At 62.5% G+C, this 15,085-nt stretch carries 17 protein-coding genes; 15 read left to right on the forward strand and 2 right to left on the reverse strand.

Features of this window, described 5'->3' with window-relative positions; translation table 11 throughout:
* Window positions 1–393 precede the first annotated feature (393 nt).
* A complete protein-coding gene (locus A7G45_RS08080; RefSeq protein ID WP_260935556.1) occupies window positions 394–1,368 on the reverse strand; it encodes a PDR/VanB family oxidoreductase in 975 nt (324 codons plus the stop codon).
* Between the two features lie 729 nt (window positions 1,369–2,097).
* Between A7G45_RS08080 and A7G45_RS08085 the strand changes: the two genes are divergently transcribed.
* From A7G45_RS08085 to A7G45_RS08155, 15 genes are all read left to right on the forward strand, one after another.
* On the forward strand, window positions 2,098–2,967 hold the full coding sequence (locus tag A7G45_RS08085; RefSeq protein WP_377042068.1) for an ABC transporter permease: 870 nt from the start codon (window positions 2,098–2,100) through the stop codon (window positions 2,965–2,967).
* Between the two features lie 29 nt (window positions 2,968–2,996).
* Window positions 2,997–3,839: an MlaE family ABC transporter permease gene (locus tag A7G45_RS08090; RefSeq protein ID WP_260938057.1), complete on the forward strand. Its 843-nt coding sequence runs from the start codon at window positions 2,997–2,999 to the stop codon at window positions 3,837–3,839.
* Between the two features lie 22 nt (window positions 3,840–3,861).
* The gene (locus A7G45_RS08095) at window positions 3,862–4,941 is read left to right on the forward strand and encodes an MlaD family protein (RefSeq protein ID WP_260938058.1); all 1,080 of its coding nucleotides are present in this window, start codon (window positions 3,862–3,864) and stop codon (window positions 4,939–4,941) included.
* A complete protein-coding gene (locus tag A7G45_RS08100) occupies window positions 4,938–5,945 on the forward strand; it encodes an MlaD family protein (protein WP_260935560.1) in 1,008 nt (335 codons plus the stop codon). Before A7G45_RS08095 ends, A7G45_RS08100 begins: the two co-directional genes overlap by 4 nt.
* Window positions 5,942–6,904, forward strand: a complete 963-nt coding sequence (locus tag A7G45_RS08105; protein ID WP_260935561.1) for an MlaD family protein — start codon at window positions 5,942–5,944, stop codon at window positions 6,902–6,904. Before A7G45_RS08100 ends, A7G45_RS08105 begins: the two co-directional genes overlap by 4 nt.
* Complete coding sequence (locus tag A7G45_RS08110; RefSeq protein ID WP_260935564.1) at window positions 6,874–8,022, forward strand: MlaD family protein; 1,149 nt, start codon at window positions 6,874–6,876, stop codon at window positions 8,020–8,022. Before A7G45_RS08105 ends, A7G45_RS08110 begins: the two co-directional genes overlap by 31 nt.
* 32 nt (window positions 8,023–8,054) lie before the next feature.
* On the forward strand, window positions 8,055–9,014 hold the full coding sequence (locus A7G45_RS08115) for an MlaD family protein (protein ID WP_377042063.1): 960 nt from the start codon (window positions 8,055–8,057) through the stop codon (window positions 9,012–9,014).
* Window positions 9,011–9,967, forward strand: coding sequence for an MlaD family protein (locus tag A7G45_RS08120; protein ID WP_260935568.1), 957 nt, complete (start codon window positions 9,011–9,013; stop codon window positions 9,965–9,967). Before A7G45_RS08115 ends, A7G45_RS08120 begins: the two co-directional genes overlap by 4 nt.
* Before the next feature lie 32 nt (window positions 9,968–9,999).
* Window positions 10,000–10,647 carry a hypothetical protein gene (locus tag A7G45_RS08125; protein ID WP_260935571.1) on the forward strand — a complete coding sequence of 216 codons (648 nt, stop codon included), beginning with the start codon at window positions 10,000–10,002 and terminating at the stop codon, window positions 10,645–10,647.
* Between the two features lie 63 nt (window positions 10,648–10,710).
* On the forward strand, window positions 10,711–11,367 hold the full coding sequence (locus tag A7G45_RS08130) for a hypothetical protein (protein ID WP_260935573.1): 657 nt from the start codon (window positions 10,711–10,713) through the stop codon (window positions 11,365–11,367).
* 136 nt (window positions 11,368–11,503) lie between these two features.
* Window positions 11,504–11,953 (forward strand): hypothetical protein, encoded by a 450-nt coding sequence (locus A7G45_RS08135; RefSeq protein WP_260935575.1) that lies wholly within the window; start codon window positions 11,504–11,506, stop codon window positions 11,951–11,953.
* Window positions 11,954–12,021: 68 nt separating this feature from the next.
* Window positions 12,022–12,393 carry a hypothetical protein gene (locus A7G45_RS08140; protein WP_377042069.1) on the forward strand — a complete coding sequence of 124 codons (372 nt, stop codon included), beginning with the start codon at window positions 12,022–12,024 and terminating at the stop codon, window positions 12,391–12,393.
* A gap of 122 nt (window positions 12,394–12,515) precedes the next feature.
* Window positions 12,516–13,052: a hypothetical protein gene (locus tag A7G45_RS08145; protein WP_260938062.1), complete on the forward strand. Its 537-nt coding sequence runs from the start codon at window positions 12,516–12,518 to the stop codon at window positions 13,050–13,052.
* A 90-nt stretch (window positions 13,053–13,142) separates the two neighbouring features.
* Window positions 13,143–13,547: a nuclear transport factor 2 family protein gene (locus A7G45_RS08150; RefSeq protein ID WP_260935577.1), complete on the forward strand. Its 405-nt coding sequence runs from the start codon at window positions 13,143–13,145 to the stop codon at window positions 13,545–13,547.
* A gap of 14 nt (window positions 13,548–13,561) precedes the next feature.
* Entirely contained in the window at window positions 13,562–14,296 is a 735-nt protein-coding gene (locus A7G45_RS08155; RefSeq protein ID WP_260935579.1) for an SDR family NAD(P)-dependent oxidoreductase, read from the forward strand.
* A 214-nt stretch (window positions 14,297–14,510) separates the two neighbouring features.
* Here A7G45_RS08155 and A7G45_RS08160 read toward each other — a convergent pair whose 3' ends face one another.
* Window positions 14,511–14,996, reverse strand: coding sequence for an Lrp/AsnC family transcriptional regulator (locus tag A7G45_RS08160; protein ID WP_260935580.1), 486 nt, complete (start codon window positions 14,994–14,996; stop codon window positions 14,511–14,513).
* Between the last annotated feature and the right edge of the window lie 89 nt (window positions 14,997–15,085).

A 15,085-nucleotide genomic window follows, 5' to 3' on the forward strand; every position in this document is an offset into this window, starting at 1 on the left:
CAGGACCGCCCGCGTCTGAGAACGCAACAACGTTCGGATGCGGCGGTGAGCCGACAAACAGCGTTCGCTCAGCTGGCGAACTGGTGATCACAGCCGAATATCGTTTGAATTACGGCACTTTCGAGCACTTCCATGGCGATGTAGCGCCGGCGGGCATACGTCTGTGCGATGCCAGACTGTCAGGTGTGCGCAGCTTCACGGAACGACGCGGGTGCCGCGCCGCTACGCACCCAAGTCAGTCGAACCACGATCAGAGGCAACCGGTCCGCCGGGGAGGTAGCGCCTCGGCGATGGTGCCGCTGTCGGCCGGTCCGTATGCCACGGACATCCCGCCATGCCTGTACAGCGGTCCCGCGGGTGCGAACTGGCGTTTCGGCGGTACTGGTGCGGCCGTCAGAGGTCGAGGACGAGACGTTTTCCGATGCAACGCGATACGCAGATCATCATCGACTCGCCTGCCTTGCGCTCCTCCGGGGTCAGCACTGAATCGCGGTGATCGGGAACCCCTGAGACGATGTCCACTTCGCATGTTCCGCAGGTGCCTTCCGAGCACGAGCTGAGCACGTCAATACCGGCCTCGCGGACGACATCGAGAATCGATGAACCGGCCGGAACCATAAGCGTGACACCGGATTCAGCGCATTCCACCTCGAACGCTGTATCGACTGTGGTGTCATCGATCGGCCGGGCGGCGAAGCGCTCGACATGCAGTGGCACACCCGCTTCACCGCAGGTGGTCTCCATCGCCGCGATCAGCGACTCCGGTCCACAGCAATACGCGGTCGCATTCGAGTCCCCAGAAGCGAGGAATCCAGCGAGGTCAAGCAGCCCGTGCTCTTCCTGCGTGCGGAACTGGACACGGTCGCCGTATCGCCCGAGTTCTTCGACGAAAGCCATCGAGGACTGCCGGCGGCCACCGTAGAGAAGCCGCCACGGGGTCTGGGATGCCTCAGCGGCCCTGATCATCGGCAGGATCGGGGTAATCCCGATGCCGCCCGCAACGAACAGGTAGCTGTCGGCGGGCACCAAGGGGAAGTGATTGCGCGGTCCCTGCGCGATCAGTTGGCAGCCTTCGTCGACCACGTCATGCAGATACGCCGAACCGCCCCGCCCCGCCTGCTCCCGCAGGATGCCCAGGCGCCACTGCGTGGCGTCCTCGGGATCGCCGCACAACGAGTACTGGCGGGTAAGTCCGTTCCCGAGGGCCAGATCGATGTGTGCGCCCGCCTGCCATGACGGAAGCGCGGAGCCGTCGGCCTTTTCCAGAACCAGCGCCAGGCAGTCGTCGGCAACAAGTTCCCTCGACCGTACGACGAGGGCCAACGTGTTTGCGGCGCTGACGGTTTCGCGGGTCTGTAGTTGCGTCATGTCGATCTCCACCATCGGATCAATATCGGGAATCCCGACTGCCTTGCCTGTGCTTGGTGTGTCCACCAGTGGCGCGCAGGACCGCGTGCCACTGGTGGAACGGGGTGGGGCACTACGTTGTACCGCCACCTTCACCGGTCTTCTCTACCCGTTCATTGACTTCATGTCAAGAAGATGATGACCTAGCGATAGGTGAGCAAACTACAGAAAATATGCACGTAGTGGGCGTTTTCCGACCCTGGCTACAAGCCGGTCGACGGTGGCATGAGCCGCGAATCTGACGCGTTTTCGGCCAGATTTCGAAATAGCCCGACTTTCGGTCATTGATTCTGGATCAACGATATGGTTAGGATGTGACCCACCACACGTCGCAGCCTGAAGGAGACCGATGTCGGTTAGCCCCGCGGTTGTGATCCGACCCGCAATGGCCTCGCCGCTGCATCCGGTCGGCTTAGCCAACAGAGCAGCTGGCCGACCTCGTGGCGAAGTGCAAGCAAACGCCGTTCTGGCCAGATGCTGTGAGGTTACGGCCGCAGCCGCGTAGGTGACACGCACGTGGCCGCCGCATCGCCGCGGCCACCGTCACCGACCATGCCCACCCACTCACCCAACAAAGGACACGGCAATGACGCCCAGTTTTCCGCGGCCCTCTGGGGCGCCGCGATGACCATGCAGCGGGCCTTGCTAACCGAGCTCGATGACGACCAGTCGCCGACGGCGCGCGACGAAATGAACGACGGCCAAGACTCTGGCGATCGCCCTGGTGGGGCGTTGGCCTCAGCCAAGGCTGGTGCGGCCAAGACGTTCTCGAAGCTTGCCGCGATTCCGGTGCGTAGCGCCGGCACCACCGGTCGCGGCGTGATTCTGGCCGGGCAGGTAATGAAATATGCTGTAACAGACACGATTACGATGAAGCTGCCGTTCGGCGAGCTGATCGTGCAGGCGTGGACGCTACTGAAAGTCACTGCGCTGCCAGCGGTGCTCATGGCAATTCCGTTCGGCGCGATGGTCGCCGTGCAGCTCTCTGGCCTGGTCAACGAGGTCGGCGCCAATTCCCTGGTTGGGTCCGCAACCGGTGTTGCGGTCCTGCGTCAGGGTGCGCCGGTGACCGCCGGCCTGCTCATGGGCGGCGCCGCCGCCTCGGCCATCGCATCCGACTTCGGCGCCAGGGCGATCCGCGAGGAACTCGACGCACTGCGGACCCTGGGCATCGATCCGGTCCGGCGGCTGGTTGTGCCCCGTTTCCTGGCGTTGCTGCTGATCACGCCGATTTTGGTCGTCATCGTCATCGCGATGGGCGTCGGTGCGGCCTTCGTCATCGCCACTGAGGTCAACGGCGTCACGCCGGGAAGTTTCTGGCTGTCCTTCGGGTCTTTCGCCAAGATGGTCGACCTGTGGTTCACCCTCGGTAAGGGTTTCTTCTTTGCGGCCATCGTGGCGGTGATCTCCTGTCAGCGCGGAATGGAGGCCAAAGGTGGTCCGCGCGGTGTCGCCGACGCGGTGAATGCCTCGGTGGTGCTCAACGTTCTGTTGATCGTCATCGTCAATCTGGCCATCACCCAACTGCAGACCATGTTCTTCCCGATGGCGGTGGCATAGTGGCTGCCCCGTCACAGCACCGCGCCTTGATGCCCTCGAAGCTGCTCGGCGCCCGCACGGCAGTACTTCGGCAGTTGCAGAGCCCATTTCAGACCGCCGGTCAGTGGGCGACGTTCATCGCCCAAACCGTCTGGCTGTTGCCGATCACGGTGCGCAAGTACCGACGCGAGACGCTGCAGGTGATGAACAACCTGGCGTGGGGCCGCGGGTCGGTCATCGTCGACGGCGGTGTCATCAGTGTGCTCGCGGTCCTGGGCATCACCGTCGGCGCCATCGTCGCCATCGAGGCCTTCGCGACACTCAACCTGATCGGGCTGGGTGCGCTCGCCGGCATCATCGGTGGCTGGGGCAACGTCCGTGAAATGGCGCCACTGGTGGCCGGCGTGGCATTCGCGTCCCAAGCCGGATGCCGTATGACCGCCGAAATCGGATCCATGCGCATTGCCGACGAAATCGATGCCACCGAAGCGATGGGGCTGCGGTCCATCCCGTTCGTGGTCGGCACCCGCGTCGTTGGCGGATTGATGTGCGTCGTACCAGGTTTCCTGCTGACCCTGGTCGTCAGCTTCATCACCTCCGATACGGTCATTCGAATCTTCTACAGCCAGCCCGGCGGTACCTACAACCACTATTTCGTGGAATTCCTCACCCCGGCAGACATCGCCGCCTCGCTGACGAAAGCGATCATCTACTGCACCGCAGTCACGCTGATCCATTGCTACTACGGGTATTTCGCCTCCGGCGGACCGGTCGGAGTAGGGCAAGCCTCGGGCCGGGCAATCCGGGCCAGCCTGGTGACCATCATGGTCCTGGACCTGGCAACCACCATCATGCTGTGGGGTCTGCGCCCCCAATTCGTCTTCAAGGGTTAGGTGAGCAGCCGTGCTATTTCGAATGTCGGCGCAAGCCGAAGCGCGCCGACTGACCATCATCGGCATCGCAGTCCTATTGAGCTTCGCCGCAGTGTGTTTCGCGATCGTCGCGCGACCCTTCGGCAAGAAGGAAATCAATCACATCTCCGTGGTCATGGACCTGCCCTACGTCGGTGAGGGCGTCGCCATGGGGTCGCCGATGCTGATGCACGGAGTCACCGTCGGCAAGGTCACCTCGGTGTCCAGCATGGCCAACGGCAACGTCCGGCTCAACGCCGACCTCGATACTGCCCCGACGGCGCACCTCACCGACACCTTGGGCGTGGACTTCCGGCCCGCGAACTACTTTGGTGTCACCGGCATCAACCTGGTTGCCGGCCAGAACGGTCAACCGCTGCGCAACGGCACCCAGATCACGACCACGCCGACAGGAAACTTCACCCTGCAGGCGCTGCTGTCGCGCATGGGCGCCATCACCGACGGCGTCATCACCCCCAAACTGGTGAGCGTCATCAACCGGGCAACTCGCTACACCGACGGACTCAATCCGCTCATCGAGTCGATGGTCACCACAGCCCAGTCGGTGACGAAAGTCCAGACCGTCAGCACCGAACAACTGCTGCGCAACACCACCGGGATCAGCGCCGCCTTCCCCGGATTCGTCCAACACGCCACGGTGGCCGGATACAACTTCAACGAAGGCGCGGGATACGTCGTGTTCAACGTGTCAGGCAAAGACGCGCTGCCCGGCCAAGACATGATTCCCGTTCCAGGACAACCTGTTTCGGACAAGTACTGGAATGAGCACGCCATCGCCACCCTGGAAGTGATGGCCAACTCATTCTTCGGGGCAGTGGGCAAGCTGCTGTCCTCACACACCAGCGATCTGCTGCCGGCGGTCAACCTCATCCAAACGCTGACCGACACCGTTCCAGGACTCGTGACCCCAGTCGGCGTCAAAGACATGCTGGTTGAGCTGCGCACACGGTTCGAGAAGCTCTATGGCGGGTCACCTGAGCAGCGGGCACTGCAGGTGCACATCGTGCTCGATCAGCTGCCCGGCGTTCAGGCTCCGGTGGCTGCAATGGGAGGTGGATCATGATTAAACCCATCGCTGCCCTATGGCGGTTTGTGCTCGCCAGCTTGTTGGGAGCAGTCGTGTTCGTGCTGATCGCCAACGTGCTGAGGCAACCAGTCGCCAGCGAAACACGCTCCTACACGGCGGAATTCACCGACGTGGCTGGCCTGCATGTTGACGCCGACGTCCGCGTGCGCGGAGTGCGCGTCGGGAAGGTCAAAGAACTGCGCCTGGTGCGCAAGGCCGGCCAGAGCATCGCCGAAGTCGATCTCAGCCTGGACACCCGCTACACCGTGGTGCGGTCCTCGCGACTGGCGATCAAGTACCAGGCGTTGACAGGACTGCGCTATCTCGATGTCGCCAACCCTGCCGAACACGTGCCCAACAGTGAGGCGCTGACCCGGATACCGCTGGGCATGACCCAGCCGTCCTTCGACATCACCACCTTGTTCAACGGATTGCAGCCCGTGCTGGCCACGCTGAGCCCCAACGACATCGACAAGTTCACCGACAACGCCGCGACCTTCCTGCAAGGCGACGGCAACGGGCTGGGGCCGATGCTCGACAGCATCCACAAGCTCACCGAGTTCGTGGGCGACCGCCAACAGGTCGTCTCCACACTGATGAACAACCTCAGTGCAATCGCCGACACCTTCGGCGGCCACTCCAAGGACCTCGTCCAGATCATCGATTGGCTGAACCGGCCCGTCGATGCCGCGCTGTCGGTGCTTGACGAATTCCGCAAATCGGAGCTGTACGGTCCCGCATTCACTTCTGCCGCAGTCAAATTGCTCGAGAACGCGGGATTCAAGCCGGGCGCCGCCGACATAGATAAAGGAATCGACCGTGCGATCACTGTCTTCGACAACTACAGCGACGCCTTCAAGCGAGTGCCCGTGATCTGGGACAACATCCAGCCGCCAGCTGAAACGGGCGCGGCATTGCCGTGTTCGCGCGGACGAGCACAACTTCCCGAGTCGATGGACGTTCTGCTCAACGGGCAACGGGTCGTGCTATGCAACCGATGAAAATGTTCCGGAATCCGATGTTCTGGGGTGTCGGCGCCCTGCTAATGGTCGCCGTGCTGGCCGTCACCGCTGCCGCCGTCTATGTCAGCCCACCGAATCAACGGGCAATCACCTTCTACACCGATGACGCCGCCGCGGTACGCCAGGGCGACGACATGCGCATCGCGGGAATCACCATTGGCAAAGTCGAGAGCCTCTCCATCGAGCCCGATCGAGTCAAAGTCCGCGCGTCAGTCGACAAGTCGGCATTCATTGGCGACCAGTCACAGATTCAGGTCCGGATGCTCACCGTCGTCGGCGGCTACTACATCGACCTGGTTTCCCTCGGAGATAAACCGTTGGACGAGAGGGTCATACCTGTCGAGAGAGTCACGACGCCGTACAACCTGATGAAGACGCTCGCCGACAGCACCAAGGTGACCGAGCAAGTGAACCCACGGCCGATCCGCGAATCCCTCGACGCGCTCCAGGCCGGCCTCAAAGGCGCCAACGTCGATACGCTGACCGCGGTCGTGAACGCGGGCAACGCCATCACCGACACCATTGACAGGCAACGCGGACAGGTCTCGCAAATCCTCAATCTGTCCGACGAATACATCGAGTCGCTCACCAACTACCGCGGCAAGCTCACCGAGCTGGTGCAGAAAATCTCCATCCTGGAACAGACGTTGGTGCTGTACGGCAAGGGATTTGCCGGCGCGCTCAAAGGTATGGGCGACATCAGCGACGACTTCCTGGTCCCGTACGCAAAATTCTGGGTCAACGGCCGCGAAGAATTCATCCAGAAGGTCCGCGAGTGGCAGAACCGAGTCCGGCGTTGGGTCGACAACAACAGCAGAATCGTGCCGAGGCTGCGCCGGGTCCGCGACAAGATCGAACGCGTCCTGGACGCCCAGAATGCACGCCCCGAGTTGCTGTCCACTGACGTATGTATTCCGATGCCGGGAAGTGGCTGCTGATGGATACCAATATGATTCGACGACTTGGCCGTACCGGAGTGAGCGCTGCGGTGCTCGCCGGCGTGGTCGCCGCGAGCTCGTCCTGCGGATCTACCGCGCATTCGGACGCATCCTACTGCGCGTTCATGCCGGACACCATCGGCCTCTACGTGGGGAACCCCGTTACGCAAATGGGTTATCCGGTCGGCACCGTCACGGCAATCCAACCCGGAGCCCAGAGCTCGCGCGTCAGCTTCTCGATCACTGAGAACCGGAATCTGCCGGGCGATGTGAAGGCGGTCATCCGCTCGCCATCCATCCTGGCCGACCGGTCGATGGAACTGGTCGGCAACTACGCCGCCGGCCCGAAACTTGCTCCGGGGTCCTGCATTTCGCTGGACCATTCCGCCTCGCCGAAATCGCTCTCGGAGGTGATCGGTTCGGCCGACACCTTCCTCAACGCAGTCAACAAGACGGGGTCACTCAACGTTGCAGACACGATCCGCGGAGTTGATCAGTTGGCGCACAACAACGGTGCCAGCGCCGGGCGCCTGTTGACCACGTCCTCGGCGTTGCTTGACAGTCCCGACCAACAGATCAGCGACATCGGCAACATCATTCAGAACGTCGCGACGCTGACCACGACCCTCACGGAGATCAGGGAACCGCTCAAAGAGATCGTGCAGGACGGCGCCGGCGCGATCAGCGACGTCTCGGTTGCCCTGGACGGAACCGCACGACTTGCCGGCAGCACCCCCGGCATCGGCACCCTGGGACCGCTACTCGAATCGGTCGGTGTCCTGGAGACCCATCTTGGAGATGAAACCCAAATCACCTTGGACGCAGTCAGTGACACCGTCCGCAAAGTCAGCCCGCACGCCAACGAACTGGCGCAACTGTTCAACGGAGTTCCGTGGTGGATCAATACGGCGGCGAATCACTTCAATGCCAAGCAATTCGGCACCTTCAACATCGCCTATCGGCCGCCGATGTTCCGGGTACCGACCCACAACGGACTGGCACTGTGCGGAGCGATGAACGCCGCCATGCCGGGCAGCTGCGCCGACGTCAACGGGCAGCCCTACGCCGTGGACGTCGCCCTTCTGCAATACGTCCTGCAGCAAGCGAGCCACTCATGATCCGGCGCATACTGCTGACCCTGACCTGCTCGATGGTCGCCATCGCCATGTCGGCGTGCGCATCGATATCGGTCAACTCCTTGCCGCAGCCCGGTGGAAGTCGCAGCGACGGATACGATCTGGTGATCGAGTTCGCGAACGTCCTGAACTTGCCGGAACGGGCCAAAGTGGTGCAGGACGGCACGACCATAGGCGTAGTGACCAAGGTCGATCTACGTAGCGATCACGTCGATGTGACCGCGCGCATCGACGCAGGTGTTGTCGTTCCGAACAACGCTCGCGCCACCCTGCAGCAGTCCACGGTCCTGGGCGACACCTACGTCGCTGTAGAGCGCCCCACCTCAGATCAAGCAGGAACGGCGATCCACGCCGGCGGCCGGCTCCCGGTCACCCAGACCACCTCGCCGCCGCAACTCGAGGACACCCTCGCCAACTTGGCCAACTTCGTAGGCAGCGGCGCGATTCAACGAGCACAAGACACCATCATCGGCATCAATCACGTGACCCCCGCGCGACGCGAAGACTTGCACTACATGGTCAGCCGCGTCACCACTGACCTGTCGGACTTGTCCAACAACATTGACACCGTTGACAAATGGCTCAGCGGCGTCACGGGCACGGCAGACGTGATGATGAGCAACCTCGATACCTACAAGTACTGGTTCTCGCCGGCCGGCATGTTGGGCTTCAATCGCGGAACCCAGGTCAGTCATTACATCGGCACCATCTTGCCCTCGATCGGCAGCATCTACAGCGGCGGCTACTGGGTTGTACCGCTGCTGAATTCGCTGGCCAATGCCGTGGGAGCAGTGCAACAGAGCAAGTGGGACTTCGAAGGCGAGGCAGCAGCCTGGCGCAAGCTGTTCATCGAAGACTTCCTCCCGGTCGACAAAAACCCGGCCATCAACATCACGTCCATCACCGGCCCGGACGGTCACGAGATGATCGACAAGACGCAGGACGTGCTCCGGATCCTGGGAGCCATGCCATGAGACGAATCAAAAACATCGCATCCTTCGCCGCTTTCGCCGCGATCATCGCCGTCGCCGCGGTGTACATCGGTTCATTCGGTCTGCGCATGGGACCGCCCGAGCACCGCATCAACCTGACCATGGCCGTGCCTGACATCAAAGGCCTCGTGGTGGGCTCCAGCGTTCTGTTGCGCGGAGCGGCGATCGGCAAGGTGACCGGCATCTCGACCAACGAGACAGAAGCCACCATCAAGTTCTACGTCAACGGCGACCAGCGCATCCCGGTTGACAGCGACGTGCGACTGGACAACCTGTCGGCGCTCGGCGAGGCCTACATCGGATTTCTGCCCAACGCCGACGGCGGCCCGACGCTTGCCGAAGGTCAGCACATCGACGCACGCACGGTCACCGTGCCGCCCTCGATTTCCCAACTAGCCACGACCGTGGTGCGCATTCTCAACCAGATGGACCCCGATCAGCTGAAAAGGGTCGTCAACGAGGCAGACGCCGGCCTGCCTGACCCGGGACAGGTCCTTCCCAACCTGCAGCGCGCCAGCCTGCTGACGCGAAACATGGTGGGGGGCATGAACGGTAAAGGCCAGGACGTCCTGCGGAATTTTCAAACGCTGCTCGAGAATGCCGGATGGGTAGGACCCAAACTCGCCGCCATCGGCCCACCTGTTGAGTCCTCTGGCGTGAACATCGGCCGCGTCTATCGCGGCATGATGAACACCGTTGGCTGGAACAACCCGCAGAACATGGTGCTGTTCCAGAAATTCCTCGCCCGCATTCAGAACCTGCTGGACACCCGCGGCGGCGACATCAAGGTGATCACCCAGGCTCTGCTGCCGCAGTTCCAGGGTATTGGCGGGGCACTGATGAATTTCGATACGGCACAGATTCTTTCGAATGCGCTGTCGGATATCCCGGAGGAGGGTGCGATCACACTGCATGTCACCATCCCCGACCACTAAGACCAATCCGACATTCTGAAAAGGAACCCCTCATGTCCGTCATCGACACCGATAGCTTGATCGACCACGACGAAGCCACCGAGACCGGCGAAACCGCCGCCACCGACAAGGGCAACGCAGCCACCGACGAAAAATCAGAAGCACCGCAGCCCAAGCAAAACCGCAACATCTCCATCTCCCTCCGTGCGGTCATCGTCGCCGTCGTGATCGCCGCCCTGGCTGCGACGGCCGGCACCTTCGGTTGGCTGTACATGGGCGCACACGACCAGCTCACCGCGCAGGCTCAAGATGCCGCCAACCGTCAACACGCTGAAGACATCGCGGCAAGCTACGCGACCAACGCCGCACAGATGGACTACCAGGACTTCAACGCGTGGAAAGTCAAGCTGGTCAACGGCACAACCCCTGAACTCAAAGACAAGCTCACCAAGGCCGCCAACTCCATGGAGCAGGTCCTGGCGCCCCTGCAGTGGAAGTCGAGCGCCAAACCGCTCGCGACGAAAGTCCGGTCTAACGCCGGCGGCATCTACACCGTCGACTCGTTTGTCAGTGTCCTGACCAAGACCATGCAGGCACCCGAAGGGCTGCAGTCCACCGCCACGTACAGCGTCACCATCGACAGCCGCAACAACTGGCAGATCACCGACGTCGGCGGAATCGACGCGGCCCTGGGCAAATAGAGCCCGCCCGACCAACCCCTCGTCCAGCGCCCACGCGCCGGCGGAAACCAACGAGAGGCCACGATGCACAAGTCTGGCGAAAATGCACTGATGCGCAGCAGCTGTGCCCGCCGCAGTAGGACCAGATTGGTCGTTGCAGGCGCGGCGCTGTGCGCTGCTGCGGCTCTCGCGAGCCCCGCCGGCGCCGACCCTTCCAGCGACTACGATCCTGTCGCCCACTACGACCAGCCGAAACCGTTGCCTGCGGTGAACGTGGTCGCTAGCAACTGGCAGCCGCAGTTCCCCTTCCCCTACGACCAGTGGCAGCAGCAAGTCACCCCCGCCGACATCACCGCAGAACGGGAAATGTGCCAGTGGTACAACGCCCAATACACGACGGTACGTCACCAGATCGAGGGCCTCAACGACAACGTCGTACGCCACAACGGCGACTTCAACGCACCCGGCGTGGCTCCCAACGCCGATATCGTAGCCGCCAATGTCGCGCAGTCCGCCGGCTTTCTCGCACCACGGGCGCAAGCGCTAACCCAGGCCTACGACCATGCGGGGGACATGTACTACCCGGTCTACCAAGGCGACGCGTTCTACGGTCTGTGGCAACAGATGTCAAACCTGAGCAATGGCCTCGCGGCCAGACAGCCGACGTGGTTCACCGGTCCGTCATTTCACCTGATGCAGTTCTGGGGCAGCAAGATCCACCGCTCCCACATATGCGAGTGAACACCGCGATTTCACGGCACGACCGCCAGCCAATCAGACCGACGACATGCCTAGCCAGGAGAGCAACGTGTGGGCTTCACATTCAACGACGACGGTGAGATCGCCCGGATATCAGCGGAAAGCATTTGGCGCCAACGTGATCACCTCGCTGGTGCCGGCAATCGGCTTGACTGTGGTGCTCGCCGCACCCGCCATGGCCGACCCCGCACCCGAGTTCCAACAAGTCATCGCGGCTGCACGCGCGGGAGCATCCTGCGGCCCGTTGACCCACAACCCGACGGTCGACAAAGCCGCGGACATCGTCAATCGGTCGACCTACACCTACCTCAATCACACCGCCGAGAACGTTCCCGCCGACAACACTCATCCCGTCGCAATCGTGAAGGACCTCGGCATCAACACCGACAAGGTGTCCTCGCTGGAGGGAGCTGCACACGGGCATAACGCGTCGAATGTGATCAAAGGCATTCTGCTGCAAGGCCGCAAAGACATCCCCGATTGCACCTACACCGACTACGGCGTGAGCCTCCTGTACGAGTCCGACACTGATTTCACGATCGGCGTCGTTGTCCTGGTCGGGAAGTGAAGCGAGACATGACTATTCCATCCCCGCCCCGGTTTGCGACGATCGAAGGAGCGCCCGTGCGCCGCATCATGGCAACGATGGCCTGCGGTGTCGCGGTCTGGGCACCGGCTCTAGTGTGCCCAACGACCGCATGGGCCGATGACGCAGTGACCTACGAGGTCGTCTCGGACGACATCCATACCGCCAACATCGAATACCAGGACCTGACCGGCCGGATCTCGGTACAACAGGTGCCACTCCCATGGCGTATCGATGCCGCAGTTCGTGGCGTTCGCAGTGAACCACCACAAGGAAGCCAGGTCCGGGCGGACTGGAGGCCAACCGCAGCGCCCACGCGATGGGTATCGGTGCGCATCATCTACCACGGAAAAGTCATCTGCCAGAACACCCTGGACATCGGCGACGCCGCCTGCTACGGCATCACTCCACGAATTACCTAATACAGCAACACAACTCGACAACGAACGAAAGGAGACGACGAGAAATGACCATTGACACCGATGCTCCGGCGACAAGGCGCCCGATCCGCGGTCGGCAGCTCACCACGATCGGTCGTCTCGCGATGATGTTTGCCGTCGCGATCCTGGGATCAGGCCAGACAACTGTCGCGCACGCCGACCCGGCGCCGCCGGCGGCCGCGCCCGACCCGTACCCCGACATCCGGTACTACGACCAGCTAGACGCCGCCAATTTCGTTGTGCCGGGCGGTGTTTTCTTCATCGCGCCGACGGGACAAAACTGCGGCATCTGGGGCCGAGGCAGTTTCGGCTGTTCCGGTGACATTGCCGGCGCGCCGCCGGGCACCAACCACATCGGGTGGATCGACGGTGACCGAGCCGTCCACTATGACTGGTCGGTCGCAGTCAGATTTCCCGCCAGTCAGGCACAACAGCCGCTCCCGCCGCGCAGCAAGATCACCCACGAAGGAACCACCTGCGCCGTCACACCTGACGGCCGAACCTACTGTGAGCGTGGGCCACTGCGCATTGTTCTCGAACCCACGCGGACGTGGTTGTCGGCGCCGTGGACAGACCTCAGCTGGCAACAGCTGGGGCCAGCGTCCTGCAGTCCGCCGGGCGGCGGGCCTTGCTACAGCTGAAACTGCCGGCCACGCCGTGATGCGCGCGTTCCCCGACCGTCGCTGGTTCACGGCACACAACTACGAAGAAACCGAGAGGCACACAACATCATGACAACCAATACCGACAGAGCCCGTCGCTGGCTCGACGTACTCGCCACCGGCGCAGTAGAGGACTGGTACGGCCTCGTCCACGAAGACCTCAGCATGCACGCGCCGCTGATGCCCGGTGAGACCGAGACGCCCACCCACGGTAGGGAAGCCAACCGCACGCGCGTCGGGACGCTCTGGCAGGCATGGGAGACGTTTACCTTCACCGACGTCGAAATCCACGGCGCAGCAGACGATCCCGCGCTGGTCTTCGTCACCGCACGCTCGGAAGCCAAGACAGTCTGGGGTGCCCCCTACAGCAACAGCTACTTCATCCGTCTGCGATTCCGCGACGGCCAACTGACCGAGCATCTCGAATTCATGGACCCACGACCGGTCCTGGCGGCCTTCGACGGCCACCTCTAGAAAGGAACGCGACAATGTCACTTGCGGGAAAGATTGCCCTCGTCACCGGCGCCGCGAGCGGAATCGGCCAAGCCGCCGCCTCGGCGCTCGCCGCCGTGGGCGCCGAGGTCTACCTCGCCGACCTCAACGAACAGGGAGCCAAAGCGGCAGCTACGGCGCTCGGCGGGCAGGCCAAAGGCATCCACCTGGATGTCGCTGACGCTGACTCCTGGGCCGCGGCCGTCGCACAGGTGACCTCGCAATCAGGGGCTCTGTCGGTCCTGGTCAACAACGCCGGCATCTTCACCCCCGGCGGCCTTGAGGCCATCGGGCAGAACGAGTTTCAGCGGACCTTCGATATCAACGCTCTCGGCGTGTTTCTCGGCATGCAGGCGGTGGTTGAGTCGATGAAGGCTGCCGGCGGCGGATCGATCGTCAACGTGTCGTCTTCAGCAGGTCTGGTCGGGGTGAAGGACGCGATCGCCTACTCCGCGTCCAAGTGGGCCGTTCGCGGCCTGACACGCAGCGCCGCGTTGGATCTCGCGCCATACTCCATCCGAGTGAATTCCGTGCACCCCGGCCTCATTGAAACCCCAATCTTCGCGGGCTTTCCCCGCGAAGCGCTTGACGGTATGACCGCCGCGTTGCCGCAGCCGCGGCTAGGACGCCCCGAAGAGGTCGCTGCGGTCATCGCCTTCCTGTCATCCGACGAGGCCAGCTTCTGCACCGGAGCCGAATACACCGTCGACGGTGGGTACGCGTGCGCCTAATGGCCAGCGCGCTGGTTTCCTCCCCGGTTCAAATAACCTGGGAGGAAACCATTCTCGCCGTCGTTCACCAGCGAACTCACTAATGACTGGCCATGGACCCCAACGGGGGCAACGACAGTTTAGGTACGTCTGGCGCCGTGGCGTGGAACCAGATTCGGCGGTGGCGCCGCTGGCTGCGGGCAGCCACGCGGACCTCAAAGCTATTGAACAGGTTCTACGTTCGCTCGACGATAGTGTCCAGCAAGGGTGTCAGCCGGTAGTCGACCAGTCTGCGCATCGCCAGTCCCGTTGTAGTCTTCTCGACTCCGTCAATGTCGAGAATCTGTCCGGCGACGCGATAGAGATCGTCAGCGTCACGGGCCACGATGTGAACCAGCAGGTCGGTGACACCGCTAAGACCATGCACCTCAACGACTTCCGGCACCCCTCGGAGAGCATCAGCGATGTTGCCGAGCTTGCGTTGAGTCACAGCAACCAGAATGAACGCCGTCAACGGAAATCCCAACGCGGCGGGGTCGATTCGACGTTCGAACGACTGCAGCGTCCCGTCGGCCTCCAGCTTCGCCAGACGCGAATGCACCGTGTTGCGAGCAAGTTTCGTTGTTTCGGCCAGACCGACAACGGTGGCTCTCGGGTCGGCGGCCAGTGCCCGAAGAATTCTGGCGTCGATGTCGTCAACAACGTGGTGTGGTGTGGGCATTCTGCGCAACTCCCAGCTGGTGATACGTGGCCTCGATGCGCATATTGTGCACCACGGGTGCCCGGTATTGCATCAAATGTCGTTCAATG

This window comes from Mycolicibacterium llatzerense (assembly GCF_025331195.1).
Taxonomy (GTDB): Bacteria; Actinomycetota; Actinomycetes; order Mycobacteriales; family Mycobacteriaceae; genus Mycobacterium; species Mycobacterium llatzerense.